26 protein-coding genes are annotated in these 23,798 nt (G+C 42.1%); 15 read left to right on the forward strand and 11 right to left on the reverse strand.

Annotated elements, in window-relative coordinates; translation table 11 throughout:
• Window positions 1–15 precede the first annotated feature (15 nt).
• The 3 genes from amrS (at window position 16) to VDIS_RS12845 (ending at window position 2,701) form a co-directional block, all read left to right on the forward strand.
• Window positions 16–1,119, forward strand: a complete 1,104-nt coding sequence (gene amrS / locus VDIS_RS06585; RefSeq protein WP_013336453.1) for an AmmeMemoRadiSam system radical SAM enzyme — start codon at window positions 16–18, stop codon at window positions 1,117–1,119.
• Between the two features lie 814 nt (window positions 1,120–1,933).
• On the forward strand, window positions 1,934–2,371 hold the full coding sequence (locus VDIS_RS06590) for a hypothetical protein (RefSeq protein ID WP_148678276.1): 438 nt from the start codon (window positions 1,934–1,936) through the stop codon (window positions 2,369–2,371).
• A gap of 159 nt (window positions 2,372–2,530) precedes the next feature.
• A complete protein-coding gene (locus VDIS_RS12845) occupies window positions 2,531–2,701 on the forward strand; it encodes a hypothetical protein (protein ID WP_171804848.1) in 171 nt (56 codons plus the stop codon).
• Window positions 2,702–3,095: 394 nt separating this feature from the next.
• Here the strand turns inward: VDIS_RS12845 and VDIS_RS06600 are convergent, their stop codons facing one another.
• Window positions 3,096–3,470: a hypothetical protein gene (locus VDIS_RS06600; RefSeq protein WP_013336456.1), complete on the reverse strand. Its 375-nt coding sequence runs from the start codon at window positions 3,468–3,470 to the stop codon at window positions 3,096–3,098.
• 102 nt (window positions 3,471–3,572) lie between these two features.
• Between VDIS_RS06600 and VDIS_RS06605 the strand changes: the two genes are divergently transcribed.
• On the forward strand, window positions 3,573–3,920 hold the full coding sequence (locus tag VDIS_RS06605) for a DUF4870 domain-containing protein (protein WP_013336457.1): 348 nt from the start codon (window positions 3,573–3,575) through the stop codon (window positions 3,918–3,920).
• Here VDIS_RS06605 and VDIS_RS06610 read toward each other — a convergent pair.
• Window positions 3,915–5,264 (reverse strand): fucose isomerase, encoded by a 1,350-nt coding sequence (locus VDIS_RS06610; RefSeq protein ID WP_013336458.1) that lies wholly within the window; start codon window positions 5,262–5,264, stop codon window positions 3,915–3,917. The two genes, VDIS_RS06605 and VDIS_RS06610, sit on opposite strands and share 6 nt — an antisense overlap.
• A 141-nt stretch (window positions 5,265–5,405) precedes the next feature.
• Here VDIS_RS06610 and VDIS_RS06615 point away from each other — a divergent pair, with 141 nt between their 5' ends.
• Together VDIS_RS06615 and VDIS_RS06620 are read left to right on the forward strand one after the other, a co-directional pair.
• Complete coding sequence (locus VDIS_RS06615; protein WP_013336459.1) at window positions 5,406–5,951, forward strand: hypothetical protein; 546 nt, start codon at window positions 5,406–5,408, stop codon at window positions 5,949–5,951.
• A 159-nt stretch (window positions 5,952–6,110) separates the two neighbouring features.
• Window positions 6,111–8,504: a thermopsin gene (locus VDIS_RS06620; protein ID WP_013336460.1), complete on the forward strand. Its 2,394-nt coding sequence runs from the start codon at window positions 6,111–6,113 to the stop codon at window positions 8,502–8,504.
• On the opposite strand, the gene VDIS_RS06625 is transcribed toward VDIS_RS06620, so the two are convergent.
• Window positions 8,494–9,333 carry a class II glutamine amidotransferase gene (locus tag VDIS_RS06625; protein WP_013336461.1) on the reverse strand — a complete coding sequence of 280 codons (840 nt, stop codon included), beginning with the start codon at window positions 9,331–9,333 and terminating at the stop codon, window positions 8,494–8,496. The genes VDIS_RS06620 and VDIS_RS06625 overlap by 11 nt on opposite strands.
• Before the next feature lie 95 nt (window positions 9,334–9,428).
• On the opposite strand from VDIS_RS06625, the gene VDIS_RS06630 reads away from it, so the two are divergent.
• Both VDIS_RS06630 and VDIS_RS06640 read left to right on the forward strand, forming a co-directional pair.
• Window positions 9,429–10,370, forward strand: a complete 942-nt coding sequence (locus VDIS_RS06630) for a ParA family protein (protein WP_013336462.1) — start codon at window positions 9,429–9,431, stop codon at window positions 10,368–10,370.
• A 727-nt stretch (window positions 10,371–11,097) separates the two neighbouring features.
• Window positions 11,098–11,937, forward strand: coding sequence for an alpha/beta fold hydrolase (locus VDIS_RS06640; RefSeq protein ID WP_013336464.1), 840 nt, complete (start codon window positions 11,098–11,100; stop codon window positions 11,935–11,937).
• A gap of 23 nt (window positions 11,938–11,960) precedes the next feature.
• On the opposite strand, the gene twy1 is transcribed toward VDIS_RS06640, so the two are convergent.
• Together twy1 and tsaA are read right to left on the reverse strand one after the other, a co-directional pair.
• Window positions 11,961–13,055 carry a 4-demethylwyosine synthase TYW1 gene (gene twy1 / locus VDIS_RS06645; protein WP_013336465.1) on the reverse strand — a complete coding sequence of 365 codons (1,095 nt, stop codon included), beginning with the start codon at window positions 13,053–13,055 and terminating at the stop codon, window positions 11,961–11,963.
• Between the two features lie 60 nt (window positions 13,056–13,115).
• Entirely contained in the window at window positions 13,116–13,733 is a 618-nt protein-coding gene (tsaA, locus tag VDIS_RS06650; RefSeq protein ID WP_013336466.1) for a tRNA (N6-threonylcarbamoyladenosine(37)-N6)-methyltransferase TrmO, read from the reverse strand.
• Window positions 13,734–14,210: 477 nt separating this feature from the next.
• On the opposite strand from tsaA, the gene VDIS_RS06655 reads away from it, so the two are divergent.
• Genes VDIS_RS06655 through VDIS_RS06665 form a run of 3 tightly spaced genes read left to right on the forward strand, consistent with a single transcriptional unit; the run spans window position 14,211 to window position 15,551 of the window.
• Window positions 14,211–14,771 (forward strand): class I SAM-dependent methyltransferase, encoded by a 561-nt coding sequence (locus VDIS_RS06655; protein ID WP_148678278.1) that lies wholly within the window; start codon window positions 14,211–14,213, stop codon window positions 14,769–14,771.
• Window positions 14,772–14,797: 26 nt separating this feature from the next.
• The gene (locus VDIS_RS06660) at window positions 14,798–15,214 is read left to right on the forward strand and encodes a HEPN domain-containing protein (protein WP_013336468.1); all 417 of its coding nucleotides are present in this window, start codon (window positions 14,798–14,800) and stop codon (window positions 15,212–15,214) included.
• The gene (locus VDIS_RS06665; protein WP_013336469.1) at window positions 15,198–15,551 is read left to right on the forward strand and encodes a nucleotidyltransferase domain-containing protein; all 354 of its coding nucleotides are present in this window, start codon (window positions 15,198–15,200) and stop codon (window positions 15,549–15,551) included. Before VDIS_RS06660 ends, VDIS_RS06665 begins: the two co-directional genes overlap by 17 nt.
• On the opposite strand, the gene VDIS_RS06670 is transcribed toward VDIS_RS06665, so the two are convergent.
• The 3 genes from VDIS_RS06670 to VDIS_RS06680 all read right to left on the reverse strand — a co-directional run bounded on the left by VDIS_RS06670 (window position 15,544) and on the right by VDIS_RS06680 (window position 18,840).
• Window positions 15,544–15,774: a hypothetical protein gene (locus tag VDIS_RS06670; protein ID WP_013336470.1), complete on the reverse strand. Its 231-nt coding sequence runs from the start codon at window positions 15,772–15,774 to the stop codon at window positions 15,544–15,546. The two genes, VDIS_RS06665 and VDIS_RS06670, sit on opposite strands and share 8 nt — an antisense overlap.
• 54 nt (window positions 15,775–15,828) lie before the next feature.
• The gene (locus VDIS_RS06675; RefSeq protein WP_013336471.1) at window positions 15,829–17,910 is read right to left on the reverse strand and encodes a thioredoxin domain-containing protein; all 2,082 of its coding nucleotides are present in this window, start codon (window positions 17,908–17,910) and stop codon (window positions 15,829–15,831) included.
• A 72-nt stretch (window positions 17,911–17,982) separates the two neighbouring features.
• The gene (locus VDIS_RS06680; RefSeq protein WP_052885793.1) at window positions 17,983–18,840 is read right to left on the reverse strand and encodes a sulfurtransferase; all 858 of its coding nucleotides are present in this window, start codon (window positions 18,838–18,840) and stop codon (window positions 17,983–17,985) included.
• Between the two features lie 158 nt (window positions 18,841–18,998).
• On the opposite strand from VDIS_RS06680, the gene VDIS_RS06685 reads away from it, so the two are divergent.
• Window positions 18,999–19,457: a DsrE/DsrF/DrsH-like family protein gene (locus tag VDIS_RS06685; RefSeq protein ID WP_013336473.1), complete on the forward strand. Its 459-nt coding sequence runs from the start codon at window positions 18,999–19,001 to the stop codon at window positions 19,455–19,457.
• A 49-nt stretch (window positions 19,458–19,506) separates the two neighbouring features.
• On the opposite strand, the gene VDIS_RS06690 is transcribed toward VDIS_RS06685, so the two are convergent.
• Window positions 19,507–20,847: a class II fumarate hydratase gene (locus VDIS_RS06690; protein WP_013336474.1), complete on the reverse strand. Its 1,341-nt coding sequence runs from the start codon at window positions 20,845–20,847 to the stop codon at window positions 19,507–19,509.
• A 223-nt stretch (window positions 20,848–21,070) separates the two neighbouring features.
• On the opposite strand from VDIS_RS06690, the gene VDIS_RS06695 reads away from it, so the two are divergent.
• Window positions 21,071–21,985 carry a pirin family protein gene (locus VDIS_RS06695; protein WP_013336475.1) on the forward strand — a complete coding sequence of 305 codons (915 nt, stop codon included), beginning with the start codon at window positions 21,071–21,073 and terminating at the stop codon, window positions 21,983–21,985.
• Window positions 21,986–22,043: 58 nt separating this feature from the next.
• Window positions 22,044–22,424 carry an ArsR/SmtB family transcription factor gene (locus tag VDIS_RS06700; protein ID WP_013336476.1) on the forward strand — a complete coding sequence of 127 codons (381 nt, stop codon included), beginning with the start codon at window positions 22,044–22,046 and terminating at the stop codon, window positions 22,422–22,424.
• Window positions 22,425–22,427: 3 nt separating this feature from the next.
• On the opposite strand, the gene VDIS_RS06705 is transcribed toward VDIS_RS06700, so the two are convergent.
• Window positions 22,428–22,985 carry a peroxiredoxin family protein gene (locus VDIS_RS06705; RefSeq protein ID WP_013336477.1) on the reverse strand — a complete coding sequence of 186 codons (558 nt, stop codon included), beginning with the start codon at window positions 22,983–22,985 and terminating at the stop codon, window positions 22,428–22,430.
• Entirely contained in the window at window positions 22,985–23,230 is a 246-nt protein-coding gene (locus VDIS_RS12660) for a hypothetical protein (RefSeq protein WP_148678279.1), read from the reverse strand. The genes VDIS_RS06705 and VDIS_RS12660 overlap by 1 nt, the downstream gene beginning before the upstream one ends.
• Before the next feature lie 369 nt (window positions 23,231–23,599).
• Between VDIS_RS12660 and VDIS_RS06715 the strand changes: the two genes are divergently transcribed.
• Window positions 23,600–23,773: a TRASH domain-containing protein gene (locus tag VDIS_RS06715; protein WP_013336479.1), complete on the forward strand. Its 174-nt coding sequence runs from the start codon at window positions 23,600–23,602 to the stop codon at window positions 23,771–23,773.
• Window positions 23,774–23,798 lie beyond the last annotated feature (25 nt).

The following is a 23,798-nucleotide window of genomic DNA, read 5'->3' on the forward strand; positions in this document are numbered from 1 at the left end:
ATAAAGGCCTGAACCATGAGTATTACTGAAATGCCCATTTACTCATGGCCGTTAAGAATGTACGAACCATCAAGCGAATTACTCAGGTTACCCAACGTTAGGGAGAGCTCATTCAGTGTGAGTCTCGAGAATAATAGGGTCAAGTGCACATTATGCCATAGGCAATGCACACTGTCAAATGGGCAGGTTGGACTCTGCGGTATGCGATTCAACATCAACGGAAGACTCTACACAGCCACATACGGCCTACTAACGGCAGCTGAATCAAGACCAATGGAGATCAAACCATTATTCCACTACTATCCACGCACATCAGCCCTAACAATTAGTACGTATGGATGCAACTTCCCATGTGCATGGTGTCAGAATTGGCACTTGAGCAAATTTACCAGCATGGATGGCGTTTATGTGCCACCTGAGAAGCTTGTTGAGTGGGCTATTGAAAATGGTGACTCCGGGATTAACGTGAGTTTTAATGAACCGACACTACTAACTGAGTATGTAATCGACGTTTTTAGGCTTGCCAGGGCCAGGGGCTTGCACGCCTCAATCAACACCAATGGTTATCTCACCCCTGAGGCCCTGAGGGCCTTATTTAATGCGGGTATGGATGGGATGAACTCCGACATTAAGGGTGGCCGTGAGACATATAAGCGGTGGTTAGCTGCTGATTTCGATAGGTTAATGAGTACCCTTGAGTATGCCGTTAAGTTGGGTATTCACTTGGAGGTTACGTACCTAGTAATACCTGGTGTTAATGATGATGAGGCTGATGAGGTAATAAATGCGGTGGCCAGGTTGGGTAGGGATGTTCCACTTCACATAACGGCTTATTACCCAGCACATAAGCTACGCAATTCACCAACACCTGTTGAGTTGATTGAGAACATTTGGAGGAGGGCTAAGAAAGAGCTTGACTACGTCTATGTCGGCAATATACCTGGGCACCCGGGCCAGCACACGTATTGTCCAAGGTGTGGTGCCGTATTAATTAAGAGATTTGAGGACAGAGTCATCGACGTGAAGCTGGTAAACTACAAATGCCCCAGGTGCGGCTATGAAATAAAGATCAGAGGCTACATAGGCAAGTACGGAAACCTATACAGAAGGTTCGTATAGTTAAACAGTGCCGTGACATAATTGACACAAACATGGAGATTAATATTTGGTGCGATGTGCTAATAAACTATATATTACTTTACCTATCTCGTTCACTGTGAAAAACCAAATAATAGAGTAGAATGTGACATAGAAATAAAAGGTGAGTTCTCAGTCTGCATTTCATTAAAAACTGTCACAAATGCTAGTTTTCACCAACTTGATAGGAGATGGCTAACTGAGTGGAAGTCAAAAATTAACGTAAACCTAACAAACCTAATTTAACTTATAAATTACTAGACCTTATTCGATACGTTACAATTAATTATGCTCTAAAGATGCTCAACCCTTAGAACGTAAAAGAATACTTGTTACGAACGTAACCTCAGGTCTACGTCAACATATTAAGCTTTATAACTTCACTGGTATAACTTACATAAGAAGAACACCGCACTTCACGGCTTATTACACCGTGAGATGCAAATTCGTGGTTAATAATTTGTTTAATATTGATGCTATGTCGTAGATTATGTGGGTCTTTAAATGCCGTTAGTTCAATTAAGGAACGATTGCCCTCACATATACTAGGAAACACAATATCAACATAACTAATAATAGGGTCAAGAACATTACCAATAGTATGTAATAAAACAACAACCAAGCTTACGAACAAGAAATCTAATATTTATTAGAGTCATGACGTGAGATAATAATTTAAGTCTAGCCTTGATATAGTTACTCCATGCTTAGGGTCAGGTTTAAAGCTTGATTAATACAATTAAATATTGTGTCTAATCTACGCATTATTGCCGGTATTGGTATGGTGGGAAAACTGGTGATGATCATATTCGCCGTGGTGATTGTGTCGCTTATCCTCTTGTTCGTAAGTTTGAATAAATCATCACCAGCAACGGTGAAGACGGTATCATCACTTCCTTCACCGTATATACCAAGTTGTTTCTCACAGGGACCCGATATTTCGGTAAGTCCCGGCGCAACTTATGAGTGCGTGTTGGCGTACATGCCGACAGGTAATTGTGGGGTGTATATCTCACTTAACCTCACGTCAAGCATGCCCGTGAATGTCGAGATGTCGGATGAAAACGGTTATGTGCTCTATCAGTGGTCTGGCATGACGTATATTAACCAAGAAATTAAGCTGGTTAATCCAAGCTCATACAGCGACAACCTCTACCTCATAATCCATAATCCCAACGGTTACACCGCAAACGTGTACTTATCATACACTGAATACAGAGGATGTAGCAGTTAGTCAATGTTATAAGCTGTGATTAAAATTATTGGTTTCAATTTTGCAATCTTCGTATTTTGTTTCATTTACGACGGCGATTATAAGTAAGATTCTAAACTCAATTTAAAATAATCACGTGCAGCACAGCACTTAATAATTGCCCTTAATGTCGTGGTTAATGTGAGTGATAAGTTACGTAGAGCTATTGATAATGCTGCTGTTGCTGGTGATTATTCGCTTATTGAGCGGTTAGTTAGCGTTATTGAGTCTTGGGACAACGTCGATGATGAGGAGAGGAGGCCATACAGAATATTCATGAGTAGGTGTAAATCACTTTATAAGCGGACATGAAATACTACATGCCAATGGTTAATTGCATGTAGGAGCTCGTTAGTATTGGCAGATTGCTAGGGTTTGGTTCTTTTTGCGTTTATTGAGAATGTTTCAATGCTTTTCATAATAATTATATCAGTCTTAATGATTAAAATACTATAATGTTAAAAATGCTTTGGTCATGAAACAATAACGGAATAATTAAGTCCTATTGATACTAGCAAATAATGAGAAGTGGTTATGGTGGATCATCCCCAAGGCTTCGCCCCGGCCTTACCAGGGTGATGTACCTTGGGGACTCATTGCAATTCATTTAGTTAATGTCTCCTAGGTCTGATTACGTGCTTTGTGCCTGGTCTAATAAGGGAGTCTGATAGGCGCGCAGAATCAATACCTGTGTCTTACCTAGGTATTACTTAACATACTCATAGACGAGATTGCCCTTATCATTGAGTCTCTTCCTAATCCTACCCTTACTACTTAGGCTCTCGATGGCCCTGAGGATGTCGGCGATCCTGAGACCCCTGGACTTGCCCCAGGCCATTAACTCATCCTTAGTAATAACACCCCTACTCATTATGTGATTTAACACCGCGTCCTCAATGCCACTTGGTTGTTGTGGGATAGCCCTCTCGGCAGCCTTAGCCTCAGCTGCCTTTACCTCGGCTGGCTTGGTTATGGGTTTAGCCTCGGACTTTGGCTTTTCCTCTGTGCCATAGAGGAATGAGGTTATTGATGCGGTGCTCTGCTCCTTACCCTCCTCCTTCTTCCTAGCTCTTCTGGACACAACTTATTTTTCATGAACCTAATTTAATAATACTTACTATCACCGTCCATGGAGGTATTACGGAGCAATTACTTATAAATGGGTTGCGTGTCGATGATTATGATGAGTAGTTCGGAGAGTAGGGTTTGGGCTGCGATTGCATGGGCCCTCCTAATAATTGGGGCCATAGTGGCCTTGATCATTAGGCCTAGGGATGATTATGTTAGGTATTGGGCCGTGGAGTCCATTGGATTTACGATAGTCATTATCATTGCTTGGATACTCGTGGAGATCGTATCGATAGTGTTCGCATTCACGATAGTGATACCCCTAATACTGAAGGTGCTTTATGGACTTGGCGTATTCCTGGCATGGATAATTGGCGTGTTTAAGGCATTAACGGGTGATTACTGGAGGCCACCGATCATCCATGAAACCAGTGAGTGGGTTAAGAGGGTTTTACGACTATAAATCCTCATGTAAAACCCTAAGCCCAAGTAACCTGGCAAACTCCTCTAGCTCTTTTCTGAAGTCGCCATAAATCACCACCCTATGCCACCCACCACGCCACTTCCAATTACGTACAACATTACTTGCATTTCCACTACCTATGAGCTTTGTTGCGCAGGCCTGCGGTGAGTACTCATTACTCACTGACTTAGATACGTGGATGGTCAATAATCGCTCCTCAGGATTGAAACCAACGATAGTCACAGGCTCATTCGTAGGTAATCTAACATGCACTGATGCATGCTTAGTCCCTAGGTGGGCCTTCGTTATTATGTAGGGTACCTCAGGCTTATCACCGCCATGAGGATTTGTCGGTGCGTAACAGTGATGATATATGAACTCACCCCTCTCCTCATCAACACCAACATTCACAACAAAACCATTCCTATTGAATAGGTACTTCGCAATTAATATTGGCACGGTAGCGTAAGGATCAGCCTCACAGATTGGTATTATTCCATCATACCAAAGCTGCATGTAACCGAGGCATGGCCAAGCCCTCAGAAGCCCCGTGTTATAAAGTACTATGCAATCAACGGCTACTGCATTAACGCCCAGCTCCTTCACGGCATTCCTCATGGCTATGTAAAGCTTGGCCGAATTCCTAATCTCATCCATTGAGTCATCATAGACAGCCTCAGCATACTTAACCCACTTACTTGCCCACTCATCGGCTTCCTCATCACTAACCTTATCAAAGAACCTAGCCCTAAACTCATTGGCATCCATTATTATTGGTGTGACCCCCGTTATTGACTGTATCAACCTAAACACACTGTACATGTCCGTGTTAGGCCCAAACTGCCAATACAGATGTGACTTAAGGCTGGGCGAGACCACAAACAATACCTTACTCATCCTTAGCCTAGCCAACGCCACTAAATACCTAACACTAGTTATTACGGCCTGACTTGCCAAATCGCGTGTGGAGATCCCAATGACTGGGTAACCCTCACTTAAAGCCTTACTAATGCCTAGCATATACTCGCCAGCACCTGCGTAGGCCTCAGCGATTATAATTACGGGTTTACCACTCCTAACTATCGGATCTATAAAACCCATCAATGAATTTAGGGTAACAACAATGTAACCCACCGCATTACCTTCTGCATTTAAAAATGCCTGAACATCAACTGGATCTCTAATATCATAGCTCACGAATTCAACATCCGGGAATGAGGACCTAAGGGCATTAATGAGGGTACTTTTCTCATTTTCAATAAACTTCAGTGACTCCGGTGGAGCACCTAAGTCGCCAATTACAGGGTCTATGAAGGCTAGTGGTATCCTTATTTTTGAGCTCATATGAATTAATTTTATACTACGTTTTTATTTTTATTTTCTTTAATTTAGGAATTGAATATTAAATTAGATAATTGAAAGAAACCTAGGCATTCTTAGAAAATTGAAGAAAAATTTAAATAGGGATTCCTTGTTTTTCATTTAATGTATTACAAAATGAATAGAGGTGCTGTGGAGATTTCACATATACTGGTAATAATCACTTTGTTCATTTTGGCAATGGCCATACTAGCCCCATTCCACTTCAATGTCAATAGCCTGGAGCAGACGATATACTCGTTAATTGGGGGTTTTGGCGCAAACAATGGTAGTAACCCAAGCTATATAGAGACGAGCGCCATCATGAGTAAGTCGGATGATATAGTCACCATAGCAATAAGTATAAGGAATAATGGCAACAACTCAATAATGCTGGGAGGCACGACAATAATCGGCTCAGCAAAATGCAATCTATACCCCTCGATAGTGATCCCACCGCATAGCGTTGGTGAGTTAACGTTATCTATATACACGATGGATAATACAATGTCAGACCCGGTGACGGTGAACGTTGGTGGTGACGCATACTCAACTGGTACACCTCAAATATTTTGCTACGGAGCTTACCTGGATTTGACGAATAATAATGGTTTCATCGTAGTGTTTAGTACGGTCAATGGCGGCAATATTTATGTAAGCGTTAATCAATGAATACCAATATTCAGTTGTTAAGAAGATGTATGCTCGTGAAAAATTCTTTCGATGGAGGTAATACGAGAAACTACGGTAATAACATAATTTAATTTTTAATTACGTGGCAATAGCAGTAAAGACTAAAAAGATTGAGTTAAGAGATAGAACTGGTCTAATATGAGGGTTAGTTTTTCAGTGAATAATCACTGTAGGTTCATGGTAATTATTCCCCTGCTAATTATGCTTATAATGCCGGTAGGCTCCGTAATGGCTCAGTCAATGCTTGGTTATGAAATTATTAAACCGCAGCCAAGCATGTTCAGTTACATAAACCCAACCACCATAGGGCTAACGAAATACTCAGCTCAGTCTGGGGTTAATGATACAACCGCTGGTATGGTTATATTACTACCTAGTTACTATTTGCCACTTTCGTATAACTTCTCGGCTGGTCAGTTCGTGAATATATATGTCTGGTCCAACCAATCAATATCAATTTATCTGATGAATAATGAACAGTACTCAGCCTTCTCATCGGGTCAATCATACACGTACATTTATGAAGCAGGTGGAAGCATTATTGAAAGATCCTTCTATATCAGCGGTGGCGGCACCTACTACATAGTCATTGATAATAATAATCAAGGCCCGGCCTTCGTACTTTACGAAATAACGGAATCACCAAGCCCCGAAGGACCTAACTTCCCAATGGGTATTGCCGATTATGGACTAGCGCTGCTACGGGGTAATTTACTGGCTTATGAGTATTCCACGGACATGTTCGTTGGTGAGGTGACAATATACAACGCAAGCACTACAGAGCCTAGTTACTGCCCGTCACTTGAGGTCAAACCAGGCAATACCTGGTTTAGTACTCAGTTGAACGTGGTTATGCTCATTCAAACAGCCAATGGCAATACCCAGTATTATTGGTTGCAGGATGTGTTGGAGTTCAATTCTCAGAGTGATCAGTTCCAGGTTCTTGATAACATATGGAATGACACGGGTAGCACCAGTGTAATTAATTCTGCATTAATAAGCGGCAATGGTGGAATAACTTCCTCAGGGAGTAACGTGCTTTATTATGATTGGGGCATTGAGCAGCCCCAGTCGGTGTCTTTGCCTTTCACAATATACCTAGTCATTAAGGTTGGGTTGAATAGTAATGGCTACCCATGGGCAGCCTTCGGATACTCACTAAACGGACAAACAACAACATGGTACGACAACGTAACCATAATGATACCATCAAACTACGCAAGCATTACAGTGTCACCACCCAACCCACTGCTTAATAAGTATGTGCCATTTAACGACGCGGAATTGGTGGTGGCTGGTCCAGGAGATAGTGAATGCACCATTGCCAACACCCTGGGTGTTGAATTGGGTCTCTACTTTAAGTACGGTGATTACCTGGTCCCAATACCATATATGTGGAATTTCGGCATGCACACGGCCGAGTCTATACTTAATGCATCATCGATCTCCATAGGTCCAGGCATGGCGTTTGTGAAAAACGGTAATGAAGAACCAACATACATAATGGGTTACTTCGCCCTACTGACCATCTACAATAGCATTAATGGCGTGACAAACACATCAATAGTTACGCCTGGTACGCCAGTAAAAATCAGCGAGCCAGAAATTATCGTGTTTAATAATGGAACTAGGTATGTACTTCAGGGTTACGTAATCAATGGCAGTGAGTACTTAAGCACGGCAAGCCTTAGTATAGTCATTAATGGATCAACGAGCATAGACATTGAGTGGGTCAGGCAATACATGGTTAATGTAACAAGCCCAATACCAATACTGGTAAACGGCAACGCAACAAGCAACTACAGCGGTTGGGTAAACGCAGGCTCTACCATAACAATAAGTGCGCCAAAGTATTACGTGTTCAACAACGAAACAAGGCTTGCCTTTCAATACTTCTACGTCATTAACTACGAACCGTATTACACGATTAATTACCCATACAATGTGACATTTACCGTAGGCTCGCCAATGGCGTTTACGGCAGTATACACAAGGCAATACCTAGTGAGCATAATGTCTACGGCGCCCATTTACGTAAATGGCTCAGCGTACATGAACTACACGGGCTGGGTTAACGAAGGATCAACATTAGTACTAACAATACCAAGGTACTACCAACTCGGTAATGAAACACGCTATGTATTCAATGGAAATAACACGGCAATAGCACTTACAGTGGATGAACCAGAGGAATTATCCATAAATCAATGGACAAGGCAATACCTAATAAACATAACGAGCCAATACCCAGTAAACATAAATGGGACAACAACTACGCAATACACCGACTGGCTAGACGCGGGTTCAATAATCGTAGTAAGGCCAAGCACGGTATTTGCAGACGGCCTCCTACTTCAGGAACCTGGCCTCACACTGGTGGTTAATGGCCCCATGACCATTAGTATTAAATGGACGATAAACTGGGCGCTCACGGCAGCGCTTTATGCGGTCGTATTAATCATAATAGTCTCGATAATCCTATTGATAAGAAGATCGAGGAGAAAAGCGCCTCAGTATGAGGCTATGCCGTAAAACTCCAGGTATCAACCATTTGCACATCCCCACTAGCCGAGATGCGGTACTTATGGTACTCACCATTGCTAAGTACGCGGCAGTTACCAACGAAACCCGGCCTGTAGAAGTCAATCACTGTTGATGAGGCATAAAGCACACCCCCAGGGACATCGCACTGGTAAAGCCTGTAATACGCCTCCCTAGCCTCCCTCCTCTCATCATCAAGAACCTTGTAATAACTACCGACAATTAGCGTAACGTAACCATCCTCAACCAATGCAATGCCCAGATTTGCCCCGGTCCTCACGAACTTAAGCAGCCAAGCAAGATCGTCTTTAGCGATGTCGCCCTTAATACGATTAGCGAGGGCCAGGTTGGCGATGTAGGTATCATTAAACCTAGCCGTGTAATCCTTGTCAATACCAACCTCCCTGGCTATGTCATCCCTATAGAAGGAACCGTTATGAATCATGTAGAGCTCAAAGCCATCCCTAGTCACCGCTCTAACAGGGTGCGTGGAGAATATGTTTTTCGGTGTACCTGTGCTCGCGGCCCTGGCGTGCATCATCATTAGCACTGCATCATCATTATTCACATTACTTAGAAAACCCCTAATGACATTAACGGGGTTATCCATGAATATGGCCCTCACACTCCTATGATGGAATACGGATGAGGAGACAACATTGACGAACAAAATTCCCCAACCATCCTCATGCCTCTCCTCATTGAGGAATTTCTTACCGTATGGGTCCATAGACGCTGCCTGCACAAGGCTATTGCCAATACCAACCAAGGTCTCGCCGGCATTATTAAACCTACCAAGGATGATGGCAAACCTGCACATACCCGTCGGGCTATATAATGGGAATTTAATAAATGTTTTGTGTTTTACAATTGAACATAAAACTTATTAGGAGGTATGCCTAATAAACAATTATCATGTTTACAATAGCATTCATATCAGCAAGCGGCGGTGCAGGAAAAACAACCCTGGCAGTGAACACGGCGGCATCCTTAGCCATCGATGGACGCAAGGTGTTATTCATCGACTTCGACCCGTCGGCAATGGCAACCCGCGTATTACTAGGTAGGACCTTCGACGAGTGCAACCTAAAGACCCTAATGAAAAAGCTCACTGATTATAAAAAGGGCTACTTAAAAAGTATGCCCACAGTTAACGAGTGCCTTCATCAACACGTGATTCCGGGAAATAACGCAGCCTTCTACGTATTACCTGGAGGTAACTTAGACGAAATAAGTAGTGACATAAAGAACGTGCCTGACTGGGGGTTACTTCTAAGGTCGCTTATTGATAAATTAATGGAGGAGGTGGGGTATGACTTTGATGTAATAATTCTAGACTCACCAAATTGGGTTTATCAATTCTTCGAAATGACATTCCCACTGGCTCCACTCTATGTAGCTATTACGAGACCTGGTCTTCAGGAAATTAATAAGTTCGTGGACTTCCTTAGAAGGATCATGAACATGCTGTACAACCAGAAAATATTTATCCCAAGGAATAAGAACTATGAAAGCCTAATATCATACGTAGTAAACCAGTATAGATCTAACATGAGAACGCAAGAAATCATGAAGGCTTGGCATGAGGTAAATGAAATCATGAGCAGGGAATTCCCGAACGTACGTCCATTAGTAACTAATGATATGCCTGATAAGTATTATGGTGATGAGGACACGGAATTCGTAGGATTCAGGTACCTAGATGAGATATCTCTAGATTCATACGTAGAGAGTGGCCCATTATACGTAAGGAAACGTACTTCAAAGAGTGCGAAGCCCATTAAGCAGTTCGAAGCGTATTATAAATTGCTGAAGCAGTTCGTATCAGAAATGACGCCAGTGGAGGTGGATCATTAAGGCGTGGGTGTTGAAGAGTGGTAAGGCAATGCAAGGAAAACGAGTATATAGCAATAATTGCGCGTCGATTAAACTGTAGCGAACAATATTCGATAAACCTTGGTTTCATTAACGTAAAACCTGACTTATTATGCAATAGCATTGCGTATGAAGTGGAGTGCGAGGACAAGGTACATTATGGCATTGGGCAAGCCATAGTCTACCAATACGGTGGATTACGGGCAGGGCTCATAGTAATAACGACGAATAAAGACAACAACAAATTGAATCAATTAATGAACTTCCTAAGGTGGGCACGCAATAAACTGGGCATTGAAACTTATATCTTCAGGTGCATTCGTTATGATTGCGATTTATTAAAAATTGAATAAGCAACCAAAATAGTACTAACAACTAGGTTGCACAGAGCATAATGTATAAATTTCCAGACATACAGTCAATAATTCAATGTAATATATCAATATTAATTATGATTTAACTCTTACATTCAGCGTGTGTGAGGTGGGTCGGGTGCGCGCATATTTTTCGTATTATTTCTATTTCTGATTAATATTCAATTACTAATGAAGTAAACTATATAGATTGTTGATGTAATTATGGGATTACATATATAATCTAGTGATATATGTTATTGTAAATGTGTTGTTGTTTGTTTTTATATATTATGTAAATTATATATTGTAAGTAATGTGAATACTTAATTATTTTGATAGGTTATTATTTCAATATGCCATATGCAATTTCCAGTGATGGTACTAAGATTTACTATGAGGTAGTTGGTAGGGGTGAGCCGTTGGTTTTGGTTCAGGGTTTTAGTTGGGACTTGGCTGCCTGGCATTTCCAGTGGGAGTTGGCTTATAGGTTTAGGCTTGTCCTTATTGATAATAGGGGTGTGGGGCTCTCGGACAAGCCGAGGGGGCCGTACTCCCTGGATTCCATGGCCGACGACGTATATGCAGTGGTTAGTGAGCTTGGGTTTAGGTCTATTCACCTGCTTGGTTTCTCTATGGGTGGTATGATTGCCCAGAACTTCGTGCTTAGGCACGGTGATGTGGTCAAGTCCTTAATCCTGGTCTCCACAATGCCCCACCTGGAAATAACCCCAGAGCTTAGGCAGTTTACTGAGATGGCCCTTAAATTATATGATGACTTCAACATGTTCGCCGGCGCACTGCAGGTTGCCTTTAGCGAGGGCTGGGTTAGTAGGAATGAGCAGGTCTTCCATGAATTAACGAGGATGTTCTTCAACAGGAGGATGCCCAAGGAGGCTTACGTGGCTCAGTTGGAGGTGATGGGTGTTGACCTGACGCCCAGGCTTGGCGAGATTAGGGTGCCCACCACGATTATTCATGGGGAGGCCGATAGGCTAATACCCATTGAGAATGGTAGGAAGTTATTCAATGGTATACCGAATTCCAGGTTCGTGATCTTCCCCGACGCTGGCCATGCTGTGTATATTGAAAGGCCCAGTGAGTTTAATGAGCAGGTCATTCATCACGTGGAGCTTGTGAATTCCGGTAGGTTTAGTGAGTATGTTAAGCGTGAGGAGAGGGTAACCTATACGTGATTTTATCCTGCCGTTAAAATCAATCACTTAATCTTTGCCTGATCCTCTGGCTTAACGATCCACCTATCAACATACCTACTCATGTTCTGAAGAACCACTATCCTACTCGGCTCATCCTCATCCATGTACCTAAAGTTACCACCAAGCCTATTAATCTCCTCAAGTAGCCTCATGGCCCACTCCCTAACCTCCTCATGCCTAAGCATATCACTCCTCTTCAGCCTAAATGTGGAGTGGCCCAGGTGCATGTAGGACTTAACCTCGATGAAGTGTGGATTGCCGATTAGCATGAGCTTCGCGAATTCGGGTATGTACTTGAAGTCGTAGTTAAGGCTTCTAATCAGGGTTATCCTAATGACGGTTCTAGTATTCAATTTACTCAGTAACTCAAGGCTCCTTAACCACCTCTCCCACGCATCCTCCCTGTACATCACAGGTACATTAATCCTATAGAACAACTCCTTATTTGGCGCATTGCAGGATAGGTACAACTGCGTTGGCAGCGCATCTTCACGCTGTAGCCTTTCTAGCATCTCTGGGTGCTCTCCATTAGTGACTATGAATACGGACTTAGTACTCGGTAAACTCTTGAGGTACTTAACAAGCTGCGGTAGTTTTGGGTACAGTGTCGGCTCCCCAGAAAGTGATATTGACCAATGCGTTGGCACCAGGGCCTCCTTAGCCCTCTCCTTGGACTTCGGGTTCCCGAAGTAGCCTGTCAATAGCCTATACCTCTCCTTGAGTATTCCCTGAATCAACTCCTCAGGATCATCAACCAAGCCCTCACTGGGTACGAAGGAGTCGAAGGACTCCGTAGGTCTCCAACAATAGACGCACCTATTACTGCATATCATACCCACTGGGCTAAATTCAGCGCATCTATGAGAACCACCTGCTGGTGCTCCATAGAACTTAAACTTATAGCAACTCTGTCCCTTAACCAAGGCGCTTTTTGTCCAATGGCATAACTCAACGGTTGAGTGGTTATATATGCCGTAGCTAGCCTTTATTAATTTCGTCTTTGTCTCGTCAGTGATTCGTATCCTAATCCTACCATTAACCTCACCAATTGTGTGATACTTCAGTGACTCCTTAATTGCCTGCTCAATTTTCTCCATTAATATCAAGCCATTATGTCCTAATTTAAAATATAAACTTTTATCTAGTCATTAATTTAGCTAAATAACGCCACCACCAATCCTCCTCCAAAGCGTGGAATACCAGGTCGGCGTGGTTAATTCGCTAATGCTAACGGACCTATCGGGAGTGTATGGCTTAATGTCCAGTATCGGTGTACCATCGAATAGGTCAAGCCCAGAAACCCTGAGGAACCTTCCATCCCTACTAACGAGCCTAACAATACTAAGGCCGATGGGGTTTGGCCTATGTGGTGAGTCTGACGCGAATACGCCAACTTCGGGTAATTCATCAAGGCTTACCCCAAACTTCACAAGCCTCCTGGGCTTAACCACAAGGATATTTCGTTGATCCCTAGTGACTTTATTAAACAACGAGATTAATATTATGTGTGAGAAGCCGTCAATGTTTCTCAGTCCATCAACAAACTCCTCAAAAACCTCAATAACACCATCAACACCTTTACCAGACGCCCTCACCACGTCATCACTGAGTCCATGCCTAACAATACCAATTGGCCTCAGGAATAACCCGTCATTGTTCACCACGAAGTACTTGGATAATTCGTTATAGGCATCATTATCTCTAAGTAATTCAATTATTAGGGCACTTAATAATCCATTTTTCTTGATAATATTCATAATCTCTTTAATATCCACAAAACCGTAATTAATATGTACTGCATTTAAATATTATTTTGTTATGCAAGGTTGAAATATAAAAGAAAATCGTGAATACAAGGCATTTTAGAATTGCATTAATAATAAGCCTATCGTATTGACTATAATCATATTTAGCCTTATCAATGCAACCTATTACTATAAAAGTACGGTAATGTACAGGGTGTCTCAAATAATGTTAATGCATTTTTAGGCTAACTTTGGTGATAATGGTTATTGTTATTATAATAGCGCTGGTGGCTTTAGCGAGTACTAAGTATCACAATTACGTGGTATTAATAATCATAATTGATAATTGACTTTATTAAGTAAGTATTTAGGGTTTACTCATGTTTAGTAAAATAAAAATAACGTAATATCAATTGAGGCAGTATTTCGTAGATGATTCATGGTTAGGGTCATCACTGATTATGGCTAACGCGTTAGTAATTTAGCTAGGACTAGTACGTAGTAATGATGGTTAGTAATTACGGTTACTTTGAGCAATTCGACGAAAGGACCGCGAGGATATATAGGTTCCTTGAGGTGTTACTGCTATGGAGTTATAAGTTAACGGCGAATACTCTTAGGAAATTCGTGAAGCCACCGGCGAGGATCCTTGAAATAGGGCCAGGCACTGGTAGGTTAGCCAACATACTAAGTGGTTATGGTTATCACGTCGTCGGTGCTGACGTGAGCCTACCAATGCTTAGGCAGGCCAGGAGGTTTTGGAGACCTGACTTTGTAAATGCAGGTAGTTGGGCATTACCAATTACGCCGGGTAGGTTTGACGCCGCTATAGCCATGTTCACACTCCATCACTGGGGCGACCACGCACTATCTATTAGGAATGTCTACGACTCATTAAGGCCTAACTCCGTGTTCATAATCGTTGAGGCTGATGCTGATAAGATTGGGACATTAGGGAGTCATTCATGCAGTGAGAGATGTTTAGCGAACGTACTGACTCCCTACTTTAATGCTGATTTCATCAGGTCATTCCCATTGATAATAGCCATTGGTAGGAAGTTAAAGTAATTAATACGGCATGAATTTAGTAATGGATGAGTGGTTTATATGTTAGTAAATTAAAGAGGAGAGCCCTGAATGCACTTCGTATTGCCGAGAATACCGATGATTTTGATTTAGCAATGTTCCTCATAGATCAGGCACTTCAACTCTACATAAAGGCTGTTTATTTCGAGTTGTTCGGGTCTAAGGTTAGGGGTCACGGCATTAGGGAATTGATTGGTATGTTGATCAAGGGACTTGGGTCCCAGGGCTTTAGTGAATTAGTGCGTGAGTTGAGGGATTTTGTGATTTATAATAGGGATATACTGATAATGCTTGAGGAGGCGTACACCGAGGGTAGGTATGGTGAAATTAGCTATGACATTGATGATATATCTAAAGCACTTAATGTGGCTAAGGAATTAATAAGATTGTTAGATAGGGTTGTTAGTAATGTCAAGTTGGGTTAGGTACCACTTCGAGCACCTGAGGAGATGGAGAGAGTATGCAGTGGCGGTTATGAGGGCTGCCAGGGACTTAATACCGGGTGTTAGGGTTTTCGTCATTGGTGGGGTTGCTGAGGGTAGGACAACGGTCCTTAGTGACATAGACATACTAATAATCATACCAAGGGAAGTCACCGTGAATAAGGGGAGGCTTTATAGGGACATTCTCATTAGGGCTATGGATGTCTACGGCCTTCCCTGGGATGCACCCGTAGAACTACACATTGTTAACGATGATGAGGGCAGGTATTATTTTGAGTCATCAAGTAGGGTTATTGAGATTGATGATGGCTCTAGGTAAAGCAGCCGTGCCTTAGGTAATGGAGTACGTAACCCACAGATGCACCTTCAATTGCCGTAACTGATGCAGCGACTATGATGTTTATTAATGGGGGTGGGTCGATTATTGTCGTAAATAGGGCTAGGATAATTGCTAGAGCGAGCTGCGATAATGCCAACGCCTTAAGTGATCCCTTATTCACCATGCACTTAATTTCCCTCTTGATTTCTAGTTGACTTTTCATTAATAATTATATTATTTATTGTATTTATTTAAGCATTTCTTAGCGTATGAATAATTATGCATACCTATCACGCATAAAATCAGTAAGTACGTTACGTAAAGTCTCCTCATTAACTATGGGTGTGGTGCATGCGGAATATGCACAGACATACGCCAACGGGCTCCCTTTTCTCCTGTATTCATTTACCATAGCCCTTATTGAGTTATCCATTAATAAGTCGTCGACGCTATCACTAATAATTGGGATCACCAACTTACCTGGCCTAAAGGTCCTTAATGCCATTCTTAAAAGTCTTATGAAATCGTCATTGGCATCACCAACAATTACCACCTTAGGTGGATCCCTCAAGTACCAATCAAGGGCTATGAAGTATGATGATGCAGCGGGTCCGTACCTCATTGCCAGGGAGTATAACGCCCTTATTCCGTTATTAACCTCCTTGCTGAACTTGTCAATGCCAGTCACCCTATATAGGTTCATTAAAGCAATCAACGCCAGGGAGTTTGGGCTCCAATTCGGCGTGTCTGCAATGGGCTTTATCCTTAGCGTCATTGGCTCATCGGGCATGTCCGTATCGTAGAAACCACCATCTGGCGCCCTAAACTTATCAACTATGTCATTACCGAGCTTAATCGCGAACTCCAGGTACTTCCTATCACCCGTATGACTATACGCCATCAACGCAGCTAGAAGAGTATAGGAATAATCCTCTAGCAAACCTGGTAGCGAAAGAGTGTTGCATCTGAATGCCCTACGTAATCCGTCACTTCTATACATATTATTCATAATGAAGTCGATGATCTTTAATGAATGTTCAATTACGCCGTTAATGCTCATGTAGTCACTAGCCATTGTATACGCAATAGCCATGGCTGAGGACCAGCCTGCGTATATCGTGGTATCTATTCGAGGGCTCTTTCTCTGTCTTCTTGCATTAATCATCTTACTTATTGCGGAGTTAAGCAATGACCTAGCCATATTAATGCTGATGCCCAACTTATTAGCGACCTCCTCAATACTTAACGCTCTATGCAGGACAGCCTTCTCATTACCCCGAAACTTAAATATGCCGAAGTACCAATAAATAATGTTAAACTCATCATTCGATAGTAACCCCCTCAACTCATCAACACTCCACTTATAGTAGCCACCCTCATCCTTAAAATCAACATCGGCATCCTGACTGGCGTAGTAACCGCCGTCTGGGTTTGCCAACGTATCATTAACGTAATTAATAATGCCCACCCCAATTTCTCGTAACTCATCATCCATGGTAATGGCGTATGCCTCGGAATAATTCATTAGAAGCTCGGCATTATCAATGAGTAACTTCTCAAAGTGTGGTATCAACCAACCACTATCCACGGAATACCTATGGAAACCACCACCCAACTGATCATAAATACCGCCCCTCCCCATCCTTATTAATGTTTCACGTACAATATTGATTAAGGCGCTACCCGTGTAGAAGCCCCTATAAAGTAATAGTGCGTGGTACGTGACCTGGGGAAACTTAGGCGCCATTCCGAAACCGCCATGCTCATTGTCGTACATATCCACGATCTTAACCACCACATCATCCACAACACCAATGTCCAAATTATCAGTGACGGTGGAGACGTAGGAGCTTGTTATTGCATTGCTAATCTCCCTAATTAGTTCACCTATCTGATCCCTCCTACTTCTATAGGCGTCTAGTACGGCCCTTAATACCCTAACCATACCAGGTAAGCCCATGCCATCCCTAGGCGGGAAGTAGGTACCGGCGTAGATAACCTCACCCTTAGGCGTTGCGAAGACTGTCAACGGCCATCCACCCTGCCCAGCAATTAATAATGCAGCCTCCTGATACCTCCTATCAATATCGGGTCTCTCATCCCTATCCACCTTAATTGGTATGAAGTAATCATTTATTAATTGGACAACCTCCGGATCCTTATACGTGGTCTCATCCATAACATGGCACCAGTGGCACCACCCAGCACCAATGTCAATTAGTAATGGCTTATCCTCATTTATGGCCTTCTCAAAGGCCTTAGCACACCAACCCCACCACTTTACCGGGCTGTTCAGAGCCTCAAGTACGTAGGGTGACCGTGATTGTGAAAGACATTGAATCCTCTCATCAATATCCATTAATTCAATGTATATATACGTGTTAAAAAGGGTGCCTACTAAGTTTAGTAAATACTAACACGGCATTGGTAGTCAAGGTTCCTCGCCACGTTTAATTGGGGCACCACGACTTATCCAATCAAGCCAGGAACCAAGGTAAACCCTAACCTTACTAAAGCCAAGTAACTCTGTTAAGGCAAACCACACAAGGGCCGACCTACCGCCAGTCCTACAATAAAGTATTATGTTGTCATTTTGTGAAAGTCCGTACCTATCAACCACCTTCACAATCTCATCACGATCCCTAAACCTATTGGTTCTGGGTTCGAGAAATAGATTCCAGGGCATGTTAATGGCGCCTGGTATATGGCCCCAAATATCCACGTCACTACCCATGTACTCACAGGGAGACCTAACATCAATAAGTAGCGTATCACCGCCAATATTTCCATTGGTAACCAGCTCGTATACTTGATCGAAATTGACGAAATAATCCTTAAGATTAACAACTACATTCAACCAATCCCTTTGATTGAAATTACTGCTATACACGTGTCCATTACATGTGCATAGAGGGCCCTTATGTATTAGCCAATTTACCTTACCACCGTTAAGCAATGATATGTGTTTAAAACCAAGAGCCTTTAATACCATGTAGGCTAATGCCGCGTGCCTATTATCAATCTCATCAAGAAGCACGATATGCCTATCCCGGGTTATGCCCTTAACGGCTAAATCCATGATTAATGCTTCATAATCCCTTATAATGCCCACATCACGTAATAAATCACCATAAAGTCTTAACAATGTTGAACCAGGTATATGCCAACTGAGGTATCCAGCCCCTGGATTCTCGTCTATCTCAACTACGATATAGGGACTAGAAATAAATGAGGCGAAGCCACGATTAAGATAGCTCAGTATATCCTCCACCTCGGTTAATGACTCCACAAATATGCGATGGTAATACGATTTATAAGTATGGATTATTAGTGCATTTTTTACATACATTTGTATATATCTCTATAAATATGGATATAGATAAGCTAACTGCGCAAAAACTGCATAGTTATCAATAACATATTAAGTTCCGCATTGGTTGTAAATCGATGGCTGAGGAAAGAAAATTGGGCATTGTATTCGCATCGGGTGCCGCAAATAGGATTTGCTGCCTAGTGGTTTATGGCGCAGCTGCACTGGCGGCTGGTTATAAGGTAGTCGTTCACCTGGTTAATGAGGGATTGGTCGCCTTTAGGAAGGATGTATTACCAAGACTAAACACCCAGGACCTGGGCGTGACGATAGGACCGGCTATGTATGTCCCCTACATAGAGACGTACTTAAGGAATTTAAAGAATGCCGTGGAGAAGGGCGAGTTTAAGGACTGGTACTCATACCTGAAGGAGCTTAAGTCGGTCTATGGCGATAAATTCAAAATATACGCATGCCCACTTGCCGCACAACTCTATAACATAAAGAAGGAGGACTTAGTGGACATAGTGGACGAGATTAAGGGTGCGGAGTCATTCCTTGAGGAGGTCTATGGAGGACCGATACTGTATTTATGATGTGAAGTAAATAAAGCCGAATAACATATCTTTAAAAATGATCATTATATCACTTGCGTTGTACCTTGAACCCAGGCTTAGTTAATTCCTTAAGGTTAAGGATGTTATCAATCTCATCATCACTAAACCCCAACTCCTTAAGTACGTCCCTAATGCTGCGGCCCATCATTAATTCCCTGCTCAATTCAGCAGCCTTCTCATAACCTATCATGGGCGTGAGCATGGTTATCAAGGCCAGTGATTTCTCAGCATATCTACGCATGACATCCACGTTGGGGGTTAACCCATCAATCACGAGTTTCGTGAACTTCCTAATTCCCTCACTCAATATACTCATCTCCATGATTATGTCATAACCAATGACTGGTATACCCATGCTTAACTCAAACTCCCCAAGCATTGAGGCATGCTCAATCGACTTATCGAGGCCCAATACCTGCGCTATAGCCTGTAAAAGGGACTCCACGGTAACTGGGTTAGTCTTACCAGGCATTATGCTAGACCCAGCAACCTCGCCTTGTGTAGGTATGTCTATCTCATTAAGCCCTGTGAACGGCCCTGAAAACATTAGCCTAATATCCTGGCCAAGCCTATGAAGGTCCAGTGATAGTGCCTTAATTGCACTTGATAACATTACTAAATCGGTGAGTAATTTCATAGACATGAACGGGTTAACCCTTACGAAATCCAGCCCAGTTACCTCATTAATTACCTTAACAACCTCATCACCAAATCTTGGATGCGTATTAAAGCCAGTACCGACCGCGGTACCACCAATTGGTAATCCCTTAACGAAGTTGATGGTATAATCGAGTAATTGAACGTCACGCAAAAACGCATCTAGGTAACCGGATAATTCCTGACCAAGGGTTACCGGCAACGCATCCCTTAAGTGTGTTCTACCGGGCTTAACAATATCACTAAACTCATTGACCTTCCTACGTAGTGAGACTATTAAATCATTAATTGCAGGCCTTAATGACTCCACGTACTCCATAACTGCGGCAACCCTAATGGCCGTGGGCACAACATCATTTGATGATTGGCCAAGGTTCACGTGATCGTTGGGATGCACCTTAACACCGAGATCCAAATATGCGTGCTTAGCGATGACCTCATTAATATTCATGTTTAAGCCGGTGCCAGAACCGGTTTGATACACGTCAAGTATTACCTCATCATCATACTTACCACTCATTAATTCTTGGGAGACCCTCATTATTGCACTACCAACATCACTACTTAATAGCCCAAGCTCCACATTAACCTTGGCTGCGGCATACTTAATGAGCCCCATCGCCCATATTATCCTACGCGGAAACCTAGTACCCGTGTCCAGGTAGAGATCCCTCGCCTTCTCTACAAACTCCACAATAATAAATTCAGGCATATATTTAATAATGCGATTGCTGAGTTCGCGAATCTAAACTGTAAAGGTACGTCTTAAGAATGCATGAACTATGACAAAAATCTTCGAAGTATACCTATTAAGACACATCATATGTTTAACGGTATTATAAAATACTATAAATATGTATAGAAGCTAATATTTTTGTTCATAATTTAAGATAAATAAATACAGTTTTATTAATATCAGGAACGCATGCATTAACGTGAGGAAGACAGCCATTCACATAATTAGGGGTAACTGGACAAGGGATGGAGCAGGCGTTAAGCTATATAGGGTATTTGGCGATCCACGTATTGCCGAGATAACAGACCCATTTCTACTCCTTGATCATTTCGGCTCAAGAGATCCTAATGACTATATGATGGGGTTTCCATGGCATCCGCACAGGGGTATTGAAACAGTGACCTATTTATTGAATGGGGAGGTTCACCATAGGGATAGTACAGGGAATGAGGGGATTATTGGTCCTGGGGATGCCCAGTGGATGACCGCCGGCAGTGGTATCTTCCATGAAGAGATGCCAAAGCCCATTAGAAAAGTTACATTGGATGGCAATGAGATTTACGACACGGAGGTTAACGGCTTTCAACTTTGGGTAAACCTACCCAGCAAGTATAAGATGAGGGTTCCTAAGTACAGGAACGTCCTCAGGAAGCACATACCAGTGGTTGAGTTGGAGAGTGGTGGTAGGGCCGTGATTATTGCGGGAAGAATTAGGGTGAGTGGTTATGGGATTGTTGAGGGACCAGTTAATGACTTAACAACACCAATACATTACCTAGATGTTCAATTGCCCGAGGAGTCAACCTTCAATTACGAAGTTAATGATGGATATACCGCATTGATTTATATGGTTGATGGTGAAGCATCCCTTGATCAGTGGCACGTTGCTAAACGCGGGGAGCTCGTTGTCCTAACAAGAGATGGGGATGAGGTTATAGTGAAAACAGGCGAGAAGCCCGCCAGATTCTTATTAATGGCTGGTAGGCCTATCGGTGAGCCAATTGCGTGGTATGGACCCATAGTAATGAATACCTGGGATGAAATAAGAAGGGCCTTTGATGAGCTGCGAAGGGGTACGTTCATTAAGGCAAGGCCTGAAGTCCAGGATTATTAATGGGGTTAAGGTAATGAAAATGAAAAAGAATAAATTCAATACTTAAGCGATATATATGATGAGTACTAATAATTTAAATGATGCCATGCTTACGACGTTAGAATCCCTATTTAGTGCATTAGCTGATAGGACTAGGCTTGAGATTGTGCTATTTATAATGAGAAACGGAAAGGCATCAGTACAGGAAATAGCCCGTGGCATTAATAAGTCACAATCATTAGTGTCTCATCACTTAGCCTGCCTTAGGAACTGCGGTATAGTTAAGACAGAGAGGAAGGGTAAGTACGTTTACTACTCATTACTAGATAATGAGGTTGTAAGTATAATTAAGTTGGCCGTGGAACACGCAATGAAGTTTAGCCAATCAATATTAGCGTGTGAAATAATTAATGAGGAGAAAAATAGAAATGAGATAGAAACTCGGGTAAACCTTACTTAGTAATTAACCAACTCCCACTACATCTAATAGACCATTTATGGTGTTTGATAAGTCAACATTACTATAAATTATCCTTCCATTGGGAGATATTAAATAGTAGATGTCTGGATAACCATGCGGATCATATGCTTCAGTCATTTCAAGGCTTGCATAACCTATTATGAACAGCCTTGAATTATTACCCGCAAAGTAGTTAACGAATATACCTACTGGCGTTCCTGAGTAGCCTAAATCATTGTATGGTTCGAGTATTATGACCGTGACATTCCTCGCGGCTAATAACTGCGCATAATGACTTAGCGTGAGAACACCGTATGCGCAACTACTACACCAAGTGGCTGCGAAGTAGAGTAATACGTAGTGTCCGTGGTGAAGGAAATCCGATAGATTCACCGTGGTTCCATTATCCAGCGTAAACTGCGCATTTGGTGCGTAATCACCTACTTTTATTCCTACCTTGACCACTGATGAATTATATAGTACAATTATAAGACTTAATGTAACCACGGTAAGTATTACCATGATTATTACGTATAAGAGAATGCGGGTATTCACGGTCATCACCTAATGATTGAACAAAAACATAGTCTCTTAGATGATAGATACAGGGAATAATATGCAAGTATCAGCGCCAAAAACATTATAATAGGATCCCACTCGGCTATGAAACCCATTATCTTACCATTAATGGTTATGGCTATTAATGAACCGCCTAACGTGGAAATCAACATGGGTATGACTGTACTACAACATAGGCTTGGCATAATACCTATTATTGAAGCGGCTGCACTAAGTCTAATGCCCACCGGGCGCATTCTATGACTATAACTATATATGCTGATTGCAATTGATATACTTAGGGCCCAGGATAGAGCTAGGGAATAAACTATGGAATAAATGACATAGTAATTACCAAAAAATAAGAAGCCAGTATCTGATTGAATGAGAATAAATGAGTATGTTAATGATAATACTATGAAAAATACCGTGGTTAATAAAGCATACTTAACGTCATGAAAGATCATAGCCCAAACCTTGAATATATAATTTGAGCCTAAGCGTTTGGCCATCGTGCTTTCCTATATTTCGGTGTTTTTAAATTATTCTCACATATGAATATTTGTTCATATTTAGAAAGATTTATAAATATTCGTTCTTAGCGTTGTGGGAGGAATATGGGTAAGCTTAGATCAAGTATAAGTGGTGGGGATAAATTGGTCTGTGAGAATTGTGGTGTTGAATTAACACCTGAGAGGATATATGTGCATGAAATTAACGGAATTAAGCATTACTTTTGCTGTGAGCATTGTGCCCATGAGTTTGAACGTAAATTGAGGACTGTCCATTAATGGTGCTACTTAATAAGTAATAATG

This window comes from Vulcanisaeta distributa DSM 14429 (genome assembly GCF_000148385.1).
In the GTDB taxonomy this organism is placed as follows: domain Archaea; phylum Thermoproteota; class Thermoprotei; order Thermoproteales; family Thermocladiaceae; genus Vulcanisaeta; species Vulcanisaeta distributa.